Source organism: Arthrobacter sp. 05T420, from assembly GCF_056396305.1.
This window is the reverse complement of the sequence record NZ_JBFTLG010000012.1, coordinates 19,589-34,089: the sequence shown is the minus strand read 5'-3', so window position 1 is coordinate 34,089 and position 14,501 is coordinate 19,589. Positions and strand designations below refer to the sequence as shown.

The 14,501-nt window shown below is 65.9% G+C and carries 14 protein-coding genes and 1 tRNA gene; 8 read left to right on the top strand and 7 right to left on the bottom strand.

The window, feature by feature from the left end:
- Positions 1-116: 116 nt before the first annotated feature.
- Both ilvD and AC1DEM_RS12860 read right to left on the bottom strand, forming a co-directional pair.
- Complete coding sequence (ilvD, locus tag AC1DEM_RS12865; RefSeq protein ID WP_476884740.1) at positions 117-1,838, bottom strand: dihydroxy-acid dehydratase; 1,722 nt, start codon at positions 1,836-1,838, stop codon at positions 117-119.
- A 130-nt stretch (positions 1,839-1,968) separates the two neighbouring features.
- The gene (locus AC1DEM_RS12860) at positions 1,969-2,907 is read right to left on the bottom strand and encodes a LysR family transcriptional regulator (RefSeq protein ID WP_476884739.1); all 939 of its coding nucleotides are present in this window, start codon (positions 2,905-2,907) and stop codon (positions 1,969-1,971) included.
- Positions 2,908-3,091: 184 nt separating this feature from the next.
- Between AC1DEM_RS12860 and AC1DEM_RS12855 the strand changes: the two genes are divergently transcribed.
- The 3 genes from AC1DEM_RS12855 (at position 3,092) to AC1DEM_RS12845 (ending at position 5,499) form a co-directional block, all read left to right on the top strand.
- Positions 3,092-4,114, top strand: coding sequence for a sunset domain-containing protein (locus tag AC1DEM_RS12855; protein WP_476884738.1), 1,023 nt, complete (start codon positions 3,092-3,094; stop codon positions 4,112-4,114).
- Positions 4,115-4,155: 41 nt separating this feature from the next.
- The gene (locus AC1DEM_RS12850) at positions 4,156-5,307 is read left to right on the top strand and encodes a PQQ-dependent sugar dehydrogenase (protein ID WP_476884737.1); all 1,152 of its coding nucleotides are present in this window, start codon (positions 4,156-4,158) and stop codon (positions 5,305-5,307) included.
- A gap of 116 nt (positions 5,308-5,423) precedes the next feature.
- Positions 5,424-5,499: transfer RNA gene (locus AC1DEM_RS12845), tRNA-Lys, on the top strand.
- Positions 5,500-5,808: 309 nt separating this feature from the next.
- Here the strand turns inward: AC1DEM_RS12845 and AC1DEM_RS12840 are convergent.
- Positions 5,809-6,528: an AAA family ATPase gene (locus AC1DEM_RS12840; RefSeq protein WP_476884736.1), complete on the bottom strand. Its 720-nt coding sequence runs from the start codon at positions 6,526-6,528 to the stop codon at positions 5,809-5,811.
- A 173-nt stretch (positions 6,529-6,701) separates the two neighbouring features.
- Positions 6,702-7,250: a hypothetical protein gene (locus tag AC1DEM_RS12835; protein ID WP_476884735.1), complete on the bottom strand. Its 549-nt coding sequence runs from the start codon at positions 7,248-7,250 to the stop codon at positions 6,702-6,704.
- Between the two features lie 701 nt (positions 7,251-7,951).
- On the opposite strand from AC1DEM_RS12835, the gene AC1DEM_RS12830 reads away from it, so the two are divergent.
- On the top strand, positions 7,952-8,965 hold the full coding sequence (locus AC1DEM_RS12830; RefSeq protein ID WP_476884734.1) for an LGFP repeat-containing protein: 1,014 nt from the start codon (positions 7,952-7,954) through the stop codon (positions 8,963-8,965).
- 134 nt (positions 8,966-9,099) lie between these two features.
- Positions 9,100-9,474, top strand: a complete 375-nt coding sequence (locus tag AC1DEM_RS12825; RefSeq protein WP_476884733.1) for a hypothetical protein — start codon at positions 9,100-9,102, stop codon at positions 9,472-9,474.
- A 180-nt stretch (positions 9,475-9,654) separates the two neighbouring features.
- Here AC1DEM_RS12825 and AC1DEM_RS12820 read toward each other — a convergent pair whose 3' ends face one another.
- The 3 genes from AC1DEM_RS12820 to AC1DEM_RS12810 all read right to left on the bottom strand — a co-directional run bounded on the left by AC1DEM_RS12820 (position 9,655) and on the right by AC1DEM_RS12810 (position 12,211).
- On the bottom strand, positions 9,655-10,041 hold the full coding sequence (locus AC1DEM_RS12820) for an excalibur calcium-binding domain-containing protein (protein ID WP_476884732.1): 387 nt from the start codon (positions 10,039-10,041) through the stop codon (positions 9,655-9,657).
- A 221-nt stretch (positions 10,042-10,262) separates the two neighbouring features.
- Positions 10,263-11,318, bottom strand: coding sequence for a hypothetical protein (locus AC1DEM_RS12815; protein WP_476884731.1), 1,056 nt, complete (start codon positions 11,316-11,318; stop codon positions 10,263-10,265).
- A 161-nt stretch (positions 11,319-11,479) separates the two neighbouring features.
- On the bottom strand, positions 11,480-12,211 hold the full coding sequence (locus tag AC1DEM_RS12810) for an HNH endonuclease family protein (protein ID WP_476884730.1): 732 nt from the start codon (positions 12,209-12,211) through the stop codon (positions 11,480-11,482).
- A 513-nt stretch (positions 12,212-12,724) separates the two neighbouring features.
- On the opposite strand from AC1DEM_RS12810, the gene AC1DEM_RS12805 reads away from it, so the two are divergent.
- From AC1DEM_RS12805 to AC1DEM_RS12795, 3 genes are all read left to right on the top strand, one after another.
- The gene (locus AC1DEM_RS12805; protein WP_476884729.1) at positions 12,725-12,901 is read left to right on the top strand and encodes a CsbD family protein; all 177 of its coding nucleotides are present in this window, start codon (positions 12,725-12,727) and stop codon (positions 12,899-12,901) included.
- Positions 12,902-13,305: 404 nt separating this feature from the next.
- Complete coding sequence (locus AC1DEM_RS12800) at positions 13,306-13,923, top strand: hypothetical protein (protein WP_476884728.1); 618 nt, start codon at positions 13,306-13,308, stop codon at positions 13,921-13,923.
- Positions 13,924-13,974: 51 nt separating this feature from the next.
- Positions 13,975-14,463 (top strand): hypothetical protein, encoded by a 489-nt coding sequence (locus AC1DEM_RS12795; RefSeq protein ID WP_476884727.1) that lies wholly within the window; start codon positions 13,975-13,977, stop codon positions 14,461-14,463.
- Positions 14,464-14,501: the final 38 nt, after the last annotated feature.

Sequence of the window (14,501 nt, the reverse complement as noted above, 5' to 3'; positions counted from 1 at the left end):
CCAGCAACTTTGGCGGCAGGCGGGAATCTCCTGCCCCGAACGCCCGGCGCGGACGCCGTGCGTTCGGGGCCCCTCGGAGCTTCCCTTATTAAGCCTGGTCACCCAGGCCCGGAGAATCAGCCGCAGTACGCGCCGGTGGAGGCGCTGTGGACGAGCTTGGCGTACTTGGCGAGGACGCCCTTGGTGAATTTGGCCGGGAGCGGCTCCCAGCCCACCTTGCGGGCTTCAAGCTCGGTCTCGTCAACGAGCAGGTCGAACGTGCGGGCCGCGATGTCCACGCGGATCCGGTCACCGTCCTTGACGAACGCGATGGGGCCGCCGTCGGCGGCTTCCGGCGCGACGTGGCCGATGCAGAGGCCGGTGGTTCCGCCGGAGAACCGTCCGTCGGTCAGCAGCAGGACGTCCTTGCCCAGGCCCGCGCCCTTGATGGCGCCGGTGATGGCGAGCATCTCCCGCATGCCGGGGCCGCCCTTGGGACCCTCGTAGCGGATGACCACGACGTCGCCGGCCTTGATCTTGCCGTTGTCGAGCGCGTCCAGGGCGCCCTGCTCGCGCTCGAAGACGCGGGCGGTGCCCTCGAAGACGTCGGCGTCGAAGCCGGCGCTCTTCACGACGGCGCCTTCGGGGGCCATCGAGCCGTGCAGGATGGTGATGCCGCCGGTCTTGTGGATCGGGTTGTCCAGGGCGCGGAGGATCTTGCCGTCCAGGTCCGGCGGGTTGATCGCGGCGAGGTTCTCGGCAACTGTCTTGCCGGTGACGGTGAGGCAGTCGCCGTGGAGCAGTCCGGCGTCGAGCAGTGCGCGCATGATGACCGGAACGCCGCCGATCTTGTCGACGTCGGTCATGACGTAGCGGCCGAACGGCTTCAGGTCGCCGAGGTGCGGGATCCTGTCGCCGATCCGGTTGAAGTCATCGAGCGTCAGTTCAACTTCGGCTTCGCGGGCGATGGCGAGCAGGTGCAGGACGGCGTTGGTGGAGCCGCCGAATGCCATGGTCACGGCGATGGCGTTCTCGAACGCCTTCTTGGTCATGATGTCGCGGGCGGTGATGCCCAGGCGCAGGAGGTTGACCACTGCCTCGCCGGACTTGCGGGCGAATTCGTCGCGGCGGCGGTCCGCGGAGGGCGGGGCGGCTGAGCCGGGCAGGGACATGCCCATCGCCTCGCCGATGCAGGCCATGGTGTTGGCCGTGTACATGCCGCCGCAGGCGCCTTCGCCCGGGCAGATTGCTTTTTCGATGCGGGTCAGGTCCTCGAGGCTCATCTTGCCGGCGGCGCAGGCGCCGACTGCTTCGAACGCGTCAATGAGGGTGACTTCCTTTTCGGAGCCGTCCTCAAGTTTGACCCAGCCGGGCATGATGGAGCCGGCGTAGAGGAACACCGAGGCCAGGTCCAGGCGGGCCGCGGCCATCAGCATGCCGGGCAGCGACTTGTCGCAGCCGGCCAGGAGCACCGAGCCGTCGATCCGTTCGGCCTGCATGACTGTCTCGACCGAGTCGGCAATGACTTCGCGGGACACCAGGGAGAAATGCATGCCCTCGTGGCCCATGGAGATGCCGTCGGAGACGGAGATGGTGCCGAACTGCATGGGGAACCCGCCGCCGGCGTGGACGCCTTCCTTGGCGCCCTGGGCCAGGCGGTTCAGGGAAAGGTTGCAGGGCGTGATCTCGTTCCACGAGCTCGCCACGCCGATCTGCGGCTTGGCGAAGTCGTCGTCGCCCATGCCGACCGCCCGGAACATGCCGCGCGCGGGGGCGGCGTGGATTCCATCGGTAACGACCCGGCTGCGGGGCTTGATGTCCGGCTTGGTGTCTGCTGCTTTTTGGGTGTCCTGACTCATGGCTCAAAGTCTAGGGCTCCGCCGCAGACGCCAACGACCCCACAACGGAGCGTTAAGCGGAAAACCGGGAATATTTCGATCAAATAGTGGACTCTCGTCTCACATCATGAAAATGGAGCGGTGTTTTTCCTCAGGCCCGGTGAGCCGCGTCACGTTGTTCCGGGGCTTCGGCGACACCCTGGGCCTCGGCCTTGAGCATCGCCAGGACCTGTTGGATGGTGGTCCGGGCCGCGACGTCCGGACGGGCCAGCGCAACGATGCTCCGGCTAGCCTTCACCCCCTCGAGCGGCCGCAGGACGAACCCCCTGCCCTGGTTGCTGACCGCCGTGTACCGCGGCAGCAGGCTTAGCCCGTGTCCGGCGCTGACCAGGGCTTCCAGCACGCGCAGATCCGGGAACTGCTGGGCGCGGACGGCTTGCGAGTCGGCCCGCACCTCGATCTGGCGCAGCACGGTGTCGAAGGGAAAGCCCTCGGGAACTCCCATCCACGGGAAGCCGACGACGTCCTCGGCGCACAGCGTGGCCTTGCCGGCCAAAGCGTGCCCTGCGGGGAGGGCCACATCCAGCGGTTCGTCCAGCAGCGGCACCACCGTCAGGCCCTGGCCGCCGAAGACTTCCGGACCGTCCACGCTGTGCGCCAGGACGATGTCGTAGTCTGCGGTCAGCCCGGCGAACCCGGCAACGCCCGGGTCCTCGAAATGGGCTTCGAACCGCAGCCCTTCCACGGCCTTGACCCGGTGAAGCATGCCAGGCAGGAACATCTCCGCGGCGCTGGGAAAGAAGGCCGCCACCACGCGCGTCTGCCAGCCCCGCCGGTACGTGTCAATCGTTGCCTCAGCCCGCGCCATGGCCGTGGAGACGTCGGCGGCGGCCCCGGCCATGGCCAGCCCTGCCTCGGTAAGCCGCACTCCCCTGCCGGACTTCTCCACCAGCACTACGCCCAGTTCCTCCTGCAATGTCTTCAGCTGCTGCGACACAGCCGACGGTGTGACCTTCATGGCCTCGGCAGTGGCGCCTACGGTCCCCCGGCCGGCGAGTTCGCGCAGAATCTGCAGTCGCTTGAAATCCATGAGGCGAGGCTACACGCCGGGCCGGGTTTGATTTCGGTTTGGGCCGGATCACCGGGCCGTCTCCGGGTTCCAGGGATGCCCGGTTTTGGCCGTCATGAGGCTGGACAGCCGGCTCCGCCCGGACGTACCGTCAAGCATCGGCAACTATGCCTCATGGGCTGAATTCGGACTGAAAGGCTCTGCTATGGACTGGATCGTCTGGCTCGTTGTCATCATCGTTGTGGTTGCAGTGGTCTGGTGGCTGCTGAACCGCAACAAGAGCCGCCCGGGCGCAGATTCCGCCGCAGGCACCAGCAAGGACACCTCTGCCGGCGCTTCGGCCGGCACTTCGGCCAGTCCGACGGCGGCGGCAGGTGCGACTGCAGCCGGTTCGGCGGCGGCAGCCGGTTCGACAGCGGCCATGGCCGCGCCGGACGCAGCGCAGGCGCCTCAGGCAGCCGCGACTGAGCAGGCCACGCCTGCCCAGGAGTCAACGACCGCCCCCGAGGCGTCCGAGTCAGCGGCCGCCACAGCCGGCCCGACGGTCGAGCAGGAGGCGGAAGCCGGCCCTACGGCTTCCGAGCCCCGGGCCGCGGAGGCTCCGGAATCAGCAGGTACCCCGGGCAGTGCTGAATGGGAGACCCAGTGGTCCGAGACCGCTCCTCCGGCGGAGACGCATACTCCAGCGGCCCATCCTGAACCGGCCCATGGCGCACACGCTGCGACGGCGGAGCCTGGTAGGGCAGCTGAAATGGCAGCCGCAACCGCAGCCGCGGCGGGCCATCCGGTCCACCACCCGGAATACACCGAGCCCCACGCACCGACTCTGCCGGGCGCGGAATCGGCAGCTGCCGAAGCCGTCGAAGACACTGGCACCGGCACGGCGATGCCTGCCGCGGCCGCCCCCGGGTCGCAGCCTGCGTCGCTCGCTGACGCAGAAACAACGCAGACGGCAGCCTCGTCCGCGACATCCGAGGCCTTCGCGAGCCACACGGCGGAGCCCAGCGGCCATCTCGCCACTGACCAGCCCTACGGCGAGGGTTCAGCGGCTCCGGCAGCCGATGGAAGCGGCCCTGCTGGTTTCACCGTCAAGGGCAATGCCTCGTCCATGATCTACCACGACGAGACCAGCCCGGCGTATGAAGAAACCCGGGCTGAGGTCTGGTTTGCCTCCGCAGCGCACGCCGAAGCAGCCGGGTTCCGGCCGCCGCGCCGGACGCGGCAGTAGCTGGCGGCTCAGGCCGACGCCCCATCTCATCTGGTCCTTTGATGCTCCCCCGTTTCTCTTGCGGGCCCCCTTTTATTAAGGCGGCGGCTATTAAGGCGGCGGCCCGGGCCGCCGCCTTGGCCGTTGCGCTGGTGTGCTTGGGCGCCTGTACCGGTGGCGGGCCACCCTCGCCCGTGGTCCAGTCAGGAGACAGCACCGCCGCCGGCTCCGGCCCAGCGGGCCCAGCGGCCACACCGCAGGAGCCCACCGTGGCCGGCCGCATAGACGGGCTGCACCTGCCGTGGTCCACCGTGTACCTGCCCGACGGCACCGCCGTCATTTCCGAGCGCGACACCGCACTGCTCAGGACAATCAAAGGCGGGCAGCTGGGGACGATCGGCAAGGTGCCCGGCGTCGTCCCCGGCGGAGAAGGTGGCCTTCTGGGCCTTGCCCTTTCCCCCAATTTTGCCAACGACCGGTACCTCTACGCCTACTTCACCGCGGCGGCGGACAACAGAATCGCCCGCATGCGGCTGGAGGAGCACGGCGGACAGCTGGAGCTCGGCGCCCCGCAGCCCGTTTTTACGGGGATTCCAAAGGCCGGCACGCACAACGGCGGACGGATCCGCTTTGGGCCCGACGGTTTCCTCTATGTGGGAACGGGCGACTCCCAGCGCCGCGACCAGCCGCAAAACAGAGCGGCACTGGGCGGAAAGATCCTCCGGATCACCGCCGACGGCCGGCCGGCGCCGGGAAACCCGTTCGGCCAGAACCCCGTCTACAGCATCGGCCACCGGAACGTCCAGGGGTTGGCCTGGGACAGCGCGGGCCGGCTGTGGGCCAGCGAATTCGGCCCCACCGTCGACGACGAGCTCAACCTGATCGTGCCCGGCGGCAACTACGGCTGGCCGGACGTAACGGGCGCCCCGCACCGCTCCGGCTTCCTGGACGCCAAAGTGGTGTGGCCGTCGACGGCGGAATCGTCCCCCAGCGGACTGGAAATAGTCGGCAATACCGCCTACTTGGGCGCACTGCGCGGCCAAAGACTCTGGGTTGTTCCGCTCCGGGGCGAATTCGCCGACAAACCTGTGAGCTATTTCACCGGAAAGTACGGGCGGGTGCGCAACGTTTCACTCGCTCCTGACGGTCGGCTATGGCTCCTCAGCAACGGCCAAAACCCTGATTTCGCGCTGGTTTTGGACCTCCATGGCTAGCCGCAACCGCCATGCGGGTCTCGATTTCACACGACAGCCAATCTCGTGTAGAGTTTCATGTCGTTGCGGAGAACAACGCGGGAAATAAAAAGCCCGCGGGGAACGAAACAACAGCTGCACCTCTAGCTCAACTGGCAGAGCAATTGACTCTTAATCAATGGGTTCCGGGTTCGAGTCCCGGGGGGTGCACCACAGAGAAACCTCGTCCCGCAGGCCTAACGGCCGGCAGGACGGGGTTTCTTTTTTGTTGTCGAAAAACAGCCTCCCGAGAAATTCTGGACGTGAGGACGTTCCCGCCCGACTATTTGCTCAACTGCATCGGCGGCGGGGCGGTGACCGGGTGCGCTCGATGTTCATCGGCGCCGTTATGAAGCGGCGCAGACTGATCATCGAGTCTGTGTCAGCAGACTCCTGACCGCGTGGTCAGGAAAATCAGTGCCCTGGGCTTTCCGGTTCGCTTCATGGGCGGCAATTCGCGAGGTCTCGGCATTAGAGTCGGCATTAGAGATGGCGAAGGTAGCGCTCGGGTGCTTCAAGGAACGATCGCATGTTTGTGACCATTTCCAAGTCTGACCATGTCCGAGGCCGTAGACCCCAAGGTCCGGCTTCCAGGATCTGCGCCCCAGGCAGGGCGGCCAGAACGGGTGAGTGCGTAGACATGATGATCTGCGAGTTGCCCGCGGCCAACAGGTCCTTCAAGACGGCGAGGAGGGTGAGGCATCCGTTGAAGGACAATGCGGATTCGGGTTCGTCGAGCACCCACAATCCGCGTCCTCGGAAACGATCCACTGCCAGCTCCAGGAAAGACTCCCCATGTGACATGTCATGGAATGGGATGTCCCCTGTCCTGCTCGGGTTTTCCTCGAGATAGGTGAAGAAGCCGTGCATGGTTTCGGCGCGCAGAAAGTAGCCCCGCCTGGTGGTGCCGGCGTTTCGGACCAGGCGGAGGTGATAGGAGAGCTTGGATTCCGTGGACCTGGTGGTGTGCCGCGCTCCAGTTGATCCCCCTTCCGGCGACAAGCCGTAGGCCAAGGCGATGGCCTCCACAAGCGTGGATTTACCGGACCCGTTTTCGCCGACCAGGATGGTGGCGGATGTCAGATCGAGTCCGTGGTCGAGGACCTGGGCGACGGGAGCCAGGGACGCCGGCCATATCCGACGGTCCAGAACGTTGCTCGGATCCTCTGTCAGTCGGCGGATCGGATAGTCGTGCAGGGACATGCGCCCATTCTTGCAGGCCACCATCATTGCACCGGCGCCGCCTACGTCTCCTCAGCCGCCGGCACAGCCATTACGCCCGAGGTCGCGGCGACCGTCGGGCACAAGTAGCTCGGGGACAGCCGCGAGACAGCAGGAGAAGTGGAACCGTCGACGTCGGCCACCGCACGCCACGCTTACCGCAGTCGCTCATCGATGACCTTCACGCCAGGCTCGCCGGTGGCCAGATGCAGCCGCCCCTTGTCGGTCGTCAGGGCCACAATCCCCCAGTTCTTCTTCAGCTCGCGAGGCCGCTTCGGGGGCGGCTCGACTTGGCCCTGGCGGGCGACGTCGGAGAACACCGTGATCTTGCCTGCGGGCTCACCCTTGTCGATGTAGTCGGGCTGAAACTTGAACGTGCCGGTGCCGATTTCGGCGAAGCCCGGCAGCCACCGGCCGCGGAGCGAATCGGGATGCGAGTCCGCGTACCGGAGTGCGCATTCGATCACGCCGCGCTCGGCGTCGCGGGCCAGACGCTCTTTCCGTTCGGGGACCGCCTTGTAGGCAAGCAGGAACGATCCGAGGCCCATGATGACAACAGTTAATGCAGTGGATCCCCAGAAACCCAGGTCGTCGCGGACGACGCTTGAGGCCATAGTCGCGACGAAGAGCAGCCAGAACTGTGAGGTGACAGCGGCCTTTTCCCACCTGCCCCGGGGTGAGGGCTTCAGCATCTCGACAGCCATGTCCGCACCTACTCCTCTACGATCGTGGCAGCCGCACCGCTAGCACTGGCCGTGAGCGGTGAAGCAACGACAGTGGCAATCGCTACAGCCACGATTCTCCGCGAGCTGTCAAATGACCCGGTGTCATCGTCGTCCCCCTTTGATGGCAAAGACCATCGACAGGGTTGCAACCACTACGGCACCAACCACAGCTCCGGCAATTACTGTCTGCGTTGAAATCCCGACGATGACTAGCCAGATTGCCATGAAGATCACAAATGCGACCACCGCGACGAGAGCACGGACTACCCACGGTTTGGTCGTCTTATTCGGCACAGGTGATCAGTCCCCCAACCACTCCGCCGACCCCGCCTACCGCAACAAACATCGTGGCTCCACTCTTGGAAGTGAGTGATGTCGATCACTTTAGACACGGGTTTTGTCCAATGACTAGAGAAGTATGCTTGTCATTTTCGTGACAAAAGTCAGGCTGGCGGGCCGTGTCATATTCCGCATGGCGCTGGCCGCTCCCGGAAGGCGGCTCCTTGAGCGTCCAGATGGAGTTTTTTGGTCCAGATTCTTTATTCCCAAATGCGTGAGTTGAAAGTAGTCTCCACTCTGGGGGAAACAATCAGGCGGGGGGAACTGTCTCAGCCGGCGCGTCAAGCCCGACATCACCGGTTCGAGGCAGCGCCGAGCGCTGCGGAAAAATGAGGTCTGCAGTGTTCAAGAAACGCCCGCTCACGCTCGCCATGGCCGTCCTGGCCCTCGCAGGCAGCGCTGTTGCCGTGTCCGCCCCCGCTGAAGCGGCCGGATACACCACCGGCGGGGCCATCGGCTCCCTTTACAACGCCCAGGTACGCACCTTGGGGGCCCCGACGTCCAACGAGTACAGCGGTCACGCGGACCGGGTCCAGAACTTCCGGTACGGGCTCATCTACTGGTCCCCGGCCACCGGCGCCCATTCGGTCCGGGGCGGGATCCTCGGCGAATACAGGCGCCTGGGTACCGACGCCGGCAAGCTCGGTCTGCCGATCACCGAGGAAAAGCGGACGGTCGGAGGCGGCGTCTACCAGCAGTTCAAGGGCGGGATCATCTACTGGACGCCGACCGCCGGCGCCCACTCCACACTGGGGGCGATTCGCTCGCTGTATGCCCAGGCCGGTGCTGAGCGGGGCGCACTGGGGTTCCCCACCTCGGGTGAGATCACCGCCAAGAACACGGGCGCAAGCTTCGTCTACCAGACCTTCGAGCACGGCATGATCGCCTGGAACGGGGTGCGGGTCCCTGTCTTCAATGAGGACCCGACCCATGCCCACGCCGTGTTCGGCGACTACTACAAGGAGTATCTCGCAGCCGGCGGGGTCAAGGTGGTCGGCTACCTCTCCAGCAACCAGGGCATCGGCCATGACGAGACCGGCGCCATCTCGGTTGCCGGCCAGTGGTTCCAGAACGGCGCCATCGTCTCCAAGACCGGGGCTGGAGTCCACTACCTGCCCAACGCCTGGCTGGGTGGAGTCAGCGTCCCGGACCTGGAGGCCCTGGGTTATCCCACGAGCGGCGTCCACGCAGTGGCCGGCGGGACGGCGGTGTCCTTCGAACACGGGTCGGTGACGCGCGGCCTGGACGGAAAGTTCACGGTCACGCTTTCGACTCCTGCTCCGGCGCCAACGGCACAGAGCGGAGTGCTGAAAAGCTCCCGGGTCCCGAATCCGACCAGCATCAACCGCCGATAGGAAGAAAACCTGCCGGCCCGGGAGGTGCCCGGGCCGGCGGACCACCAGTTCGTCGCTGCTGCACCGGCTGAGGCGATCGCGGCAGCGGCGTGGGGCATCATGAAAATGGCGGCACATCCACACGGGGGTACGTTATGAAGCCTGAGGACGTCGCCAAGTGGGCCGATGCGTATCTGGCCGCGCTGGAGGCAATGGACTCGATCTCCTTGGCAGGCGACGCGCGCGCCGGACAATGGAACAGGCAGGTCCATCGGATGCAACGTGCCCAGCTAGAGCTGAGGAGGACTGCTGAAGGGCGCGCGGCAATCACGGCGATGATCGCCCATCCCACCCCGACCGTGGCCCAATGGTCCGCCGCTCATTCTCTGTTCTGGGCTGAAATCGAAGGGCGGGCCTATCTGGAGACTCTCGCAAGATCGGACGGCGTCGGGTCCTTAGAGGCGGAAATGGTTCTGCGTGAATTTGGCGCTGGCCGCCTAAAGATGGACTGGGAGCCCAAGCGCCGATGAACCTGCCTGGAAGAACGGCAAGAGAGCTAGCAGGGGTTTAGATGGACGGACAGGGCGCAACGGGGTGGAAATGCGGAATCTGCGGACAGCAACATGACGGACTTCGTTGTTGGGCAGTTCTGCGGGTCCGATGCCGGAACTCCACAGGCTAACGAACCGCTGGCTGTTGTTTACTAGGTACTAACGCTGCGGGCTGGTCGGGCGCTGCGGGCTGGTCGGGCACGCGATGCCGTCGCCGTCCGGGTCCAGCTGTTCGGTGTAGCCCGGCTCGCCTCTTTTGAAGGCCCCCTGGCCGCTGGCCCAAGCGTCGTTGCAGTTGGTGAAGTGGAACGTCTTCTCTGCGGCGTCGGCCGGCTTGGCCTGTGCGGTTGTTGATGGTTGCGGCGTGGTTTTAGTGGCGACCGTCCAGGTGGCGGGCGCAGTCTCGGCGCCAGGGAACGCGGCGTGCGCCGTCAGGGCCCCGGCGATACCGGCAACCAGGGTCAGGAGGATCAGCCCCGAAATCCAGAGGACAGGCCGGGACTTGCGGCCGGTCTCGGCGGGGGCGGTGAGATCGATCTGGCTCACTGGGGGCCTTCCTTTGCTTGGGCTGACACTGCTCTCAGGTGCAGAGAGCTCCGTTGGCCGATGCCGAAGGCAGACGATCCCTAGTCTAATTCGCCAGGGAGGGGCTGCTGCACGGGCGCTTCCTTGTCCCCACCGTCGTTGAGGACAAAGGGACAGCGTTGTCGATGTGTCGGGCGCGTCAGAACTCATGCTTCGTATGTGTGCGGCAGGACCGCCCCCGCTCAGACTCCGGGCCGGCACTCCCCCTGGCCGAGGAGGGCCAGGCCGTTGAGATCCCCGGCCTGGTAGGTGTTCAGGCCCGCAGAGTCGGTCGGGTTCATCAGCTGGGTCGGGTCCTGGACGTGGTCCAGCCCCACGAGGTGGTCGAGTTCGTGTTCGATGGTGCCTCTGGCCTGGGCCGGGCCTTCCTGTTTGATCAGGGACTTTAGGGCGGGAGCATTCAGTTCCAGCTGGCCGCTGACGTAGGTGTAGTCACTTCCCCCGACGCTGACCGACTCGCTGCCAGCCTGGCCAAGGATGGTGCCCTGGCCCTCGAGGTCGGTGAAGCTGGACTCCTCGGCTGTACTTTCCCAGGCGATGAGCACCGGCGCCCACCGGTCCCCGTACCGGCCCGGCTGGTACGACTCGCGCTGCGCCGACGGAGCCTCCGTGGTGGCGCCGTCGTCGATGAACACCAGCCCGGTCGCGCGGGAGACCGCGGCGATGGCCTCCTTGATGAGCTCCGGTCCGGCAGCGGGTGAGTTGGCGGCGCGGGTGACGTAGTGGATGGGCCGGCACGGGTCATACCCGACCGGGTTCCCGTCGTCGCTGGTGTCGCTGAAGGCGTAGGCGGCGGACGTGGCGGGCACCGCTGCGGGGCGTCCGAGCGGGGCAGCGGCCTCTTCCCGGCCCGGGGTCGGGTAGTCGGTGAAAGGCTCGGACCCGTCAGCGTCAGCCGGTGCCCTAGAGCCGGCGGGGTTCTGGCCGGTGTGGTAAATCAGAGGGCCTGGTTCGTTGGTACTGGGCTCGCTGATGCCAGGAGCTTTCGCGGGGCCGCCGAGGAACGCCGACGGTTTCAGGTAACCGTGCAGGTACAGGCTGAAGGCGAACAGGAGCGCGCCGGCGCTAAGGGCTGCGGTGATCTTGAGCACGGCCCGGAAGGGCCGGATCGGTCGCGGGGCAACCCAGGCACGGGGGTCCTGGAAGGAGGAGTATGTCTGGACCTGGTTGGCGTTCCAGCCCGGTGGCAGCGGTGTGGGGTTGTGCCAGTCCTCGGGCGGGAGCGGGTTGCCGGCCATTTATTCAAGCTTCCGCAGCGGAATTCGCTTCGGTTCCCCCAGCTCCCCCGGCTCACTCATCAGCGCCTGTACCCCCATCGTCGTCGGCTCCGGTGTCAGCGTAAGGGAATCCGAGGCGGCGCACCACATCTATGGCCGCTTTACCCCGGCCACGGTGCCGGTTACTTGCAGGCGGCGAGGATACCGGCGATGGCGTCGTGCTCTGGCTGGGTGACCCAGAGCTTGTACTTGGCCTTCACGGCGGTCTGGCGGGCGACGTACTCACACCTGAATGCCTTGTTCGCCGGCAGCCACGCGTCGGCCGAGGAGTCCGATTTCTGCTGGTTGGCGGACCCATCGGCTGACATGAGGTTCAAGGGGTCGTTCGCGAGCTGGAGGCGCTGCTCGGCGCTGATCTGCTGGGCGCCGGTCTGCCAAGCCAGGGACAACGGAATGATGTGGTCGATCTGGACGGCGGCGGAGTTCTGGCCGCGGGTGAAGTTGATGGGCTTGCCGGTGTACTTGTCGGCGAGCTTCCCGGAGGCGATGACGCAGTCTTTGGTACCCGGTTTGGTCGTTACCTCGGTGAGGTCGCGGCGGAGCATGTCGTTGCGCGTGTCGCAGCCGTTGTGGTCCACGTCAGACCAGGCGGGGCCGAACTGCCCTCGGCTGTAGCCGGTCTTCGGGGCCTTGCCCTTCACTGGGATGGACGCCAGCTGGGCTACGGCCGCGGCGGTTTGGCCCGGGTTGCTGGAACCGGCAGCGGGGGCTTGGGACGCTCCCGCGCTGTGGATGGCGTCGGCGACCTTGGCACCAACATGGGCTGCGGCGTTACAGCCGGCGAGGGAACCTGCCAGGACCAGGCAGGTGAGAACGGTTAGGGACTTGGTGACTGCGGAGCGGGTGATGATCATGTTCCTTCATTTGTGCGGCGGGCTTGAACAGGCTACCCGCGGCAACTACCCGAGCACGGCAGCCAGGTTGATGGTGCCGGTCACGTAGGAATGGAAGGGCCCCGCACTGTTGAACGTTGCGGGGCCGGCCCGGGCGCCTTGTACATCGGGGCCCCAGTTGACCCGGCACGACCCGACCGGTGCATGGAAAGGGGCCGTGGCCGGGATAAAGATCACGAGCCAGTGAGGCTGGAGAGCTCGTCAGACGATTTGGTCGAGCCGCCGCAGAGTTTCTCGGGCAGCCCCGAGCCCTTGAACGATGCCGAGGCCTTTCATCCGATCCCGACTGGCACGCCGCCTCCATGCACCGTGTAACGCCACTGCTCCCCCGCCAGGGCGACGAGCTAAGTTCAGGCGTACCGGCCCATAATCGCCGGCCCGGGCATGCTCCCACTTGAATTCTTGGTCCTAAGCATGCTTAGGATAGTGTCATGGCCGGATCGAACGGCTGCCAACACCACAGGAGGAATCACCATGGGACTAGGCGACAAGATTGAGAACGCTGCTGAGAAGGCTGGCGGCAAGGCCAAGGAAGCTGCCGGCAACGCCACGGGCGACGACCGACTGAAGGCCGAAGGCCAGACTGACCAGGCCAAAGGCGACCTGAAGCAGGCCGGCGAGAAGGTCAAGGACGCCTTCAAGAAGGACTGACCCCAACGCAGGCGAAGGGCGCATCTCCGACAACGAGGTGCGCCCTTCGTTGTGCCTGGACCCTCAAGTGCCGCCGCAACAGCTGCCGTCAGCTGACCTGGCTACCGTACGTTCGAGGATTGGACATCTAGGCCACACGCAGGCGGCCAACCGTTCGTTCCCTGCCAACCCAACAAGGACATGGTTCTAGTGTCAGCGTTACGCGGCCCGGGTTCCGGGGGCCTGATGGTCGTGTCGACGCCATTATCCAAAAGGCGGGGCCAACGACTCGTTCGGTTAGCATCGTCTCGTGGCTGAGTGAGCCGGTAGTCGCCTCAGGTGTCCCGCCCCGGGCGCACTGTAAGCGCTCCTGTCCTGTCCGCACACATACGCTGAAAACCTGTGGCCGAATGAAAGATGTCTCCGTGAAGAAGCTCCTCCCCCTCGCCGTGCTGGGCGCTGTCGTCTTGTCCGTTGGCGGATGTTCAACCGCCACCCCTGGCCCAGGCACAGCCGTTCCGACTCCGAGCGTGGCCTCATCCGCCGCAGCCGCGACTCCGACCACGGGCTGGGAGCTGGACACCAAAGGCGGTGCCGAACGGATCAAGGCAGCAGGCTTGCCGGTCCTCAACACGGAAGGGGCAGCCGAGCACTTCCACGCCCATCTGGACGTCTTCGTGGACGGCAAGCCCATTACTGTCCCGGCGGACATCGGCTTCAGCTTCTCCGCCACCGGGCAGCCGAACGGCATCTCGGCGTTGCACACCCACGACGAGTCCGGCATCGTCCACATTGAGGCGCCGGTCGCCGGCGACACGTATACCCTTGGCCAGCTTCTGACCGAATGGGGCGTCCTGGGCGGCACCGGCAAGCCCGGGACCGCCCACTCAAGCACATCGGACTGGTCGGTCGCCGTGAACGGTGCGAAGCAGGAAGGGCCCGCCCAGGCTGTCGTCCTGAAAGCCCATGACGAGGTGGTCCTGTTTCATGGGACGGCACCGGAGCCGCTGCCCACGGCGTTCAAGTTCCCGGCCGGCCTCTAAGCCAGTCCCCGTACCTAAGGCCCAGCTCAACGCCTAGTGGAGGGACTGCCGATGCCGACCCCGAGCGCTGCTCTCGATCCCTATCGCAACTGGACCGAGCCCCGCGACGGAGTGGGGTCGAACCCATTCCGGCTCGCCAGCAAGGTGGAGTCAGAAGCCTCCCTCAACGAAATTTCAGAAGCCTGGCCCGCTCACGCACTGCCCGAGCTGGAGGCACTCTGGCTATCAAGTCGTGAGGCGTGGCTTTTTCGGGACATCGACTACGGCCAATGGGGCCTGCACATCCTCGACCCCGCCGCGGCGGCGGCGCTCACCAACGCCGAGCGAGGAAGGCGACCGGGCGACTTTGAGGCAACCGACGCCGTGATCGGCGAGTTCCTCGGCGACAGCGACCTCCTAGTGCTGGAGGCCAACGGCGGCGTCCTGGTCGCGCTGCCCTTGGATCCGCGCGCCGACTGGCCACGGGTGGCGTCGACGCTATCCGAGTTCCTGTCCCGGTACCTCGAAGCTATTGGCGAAAAATACTGGGAGAGCTCTTAACCACGACCGGAGCAGGTGACTCCATGCAAGCAGACCGG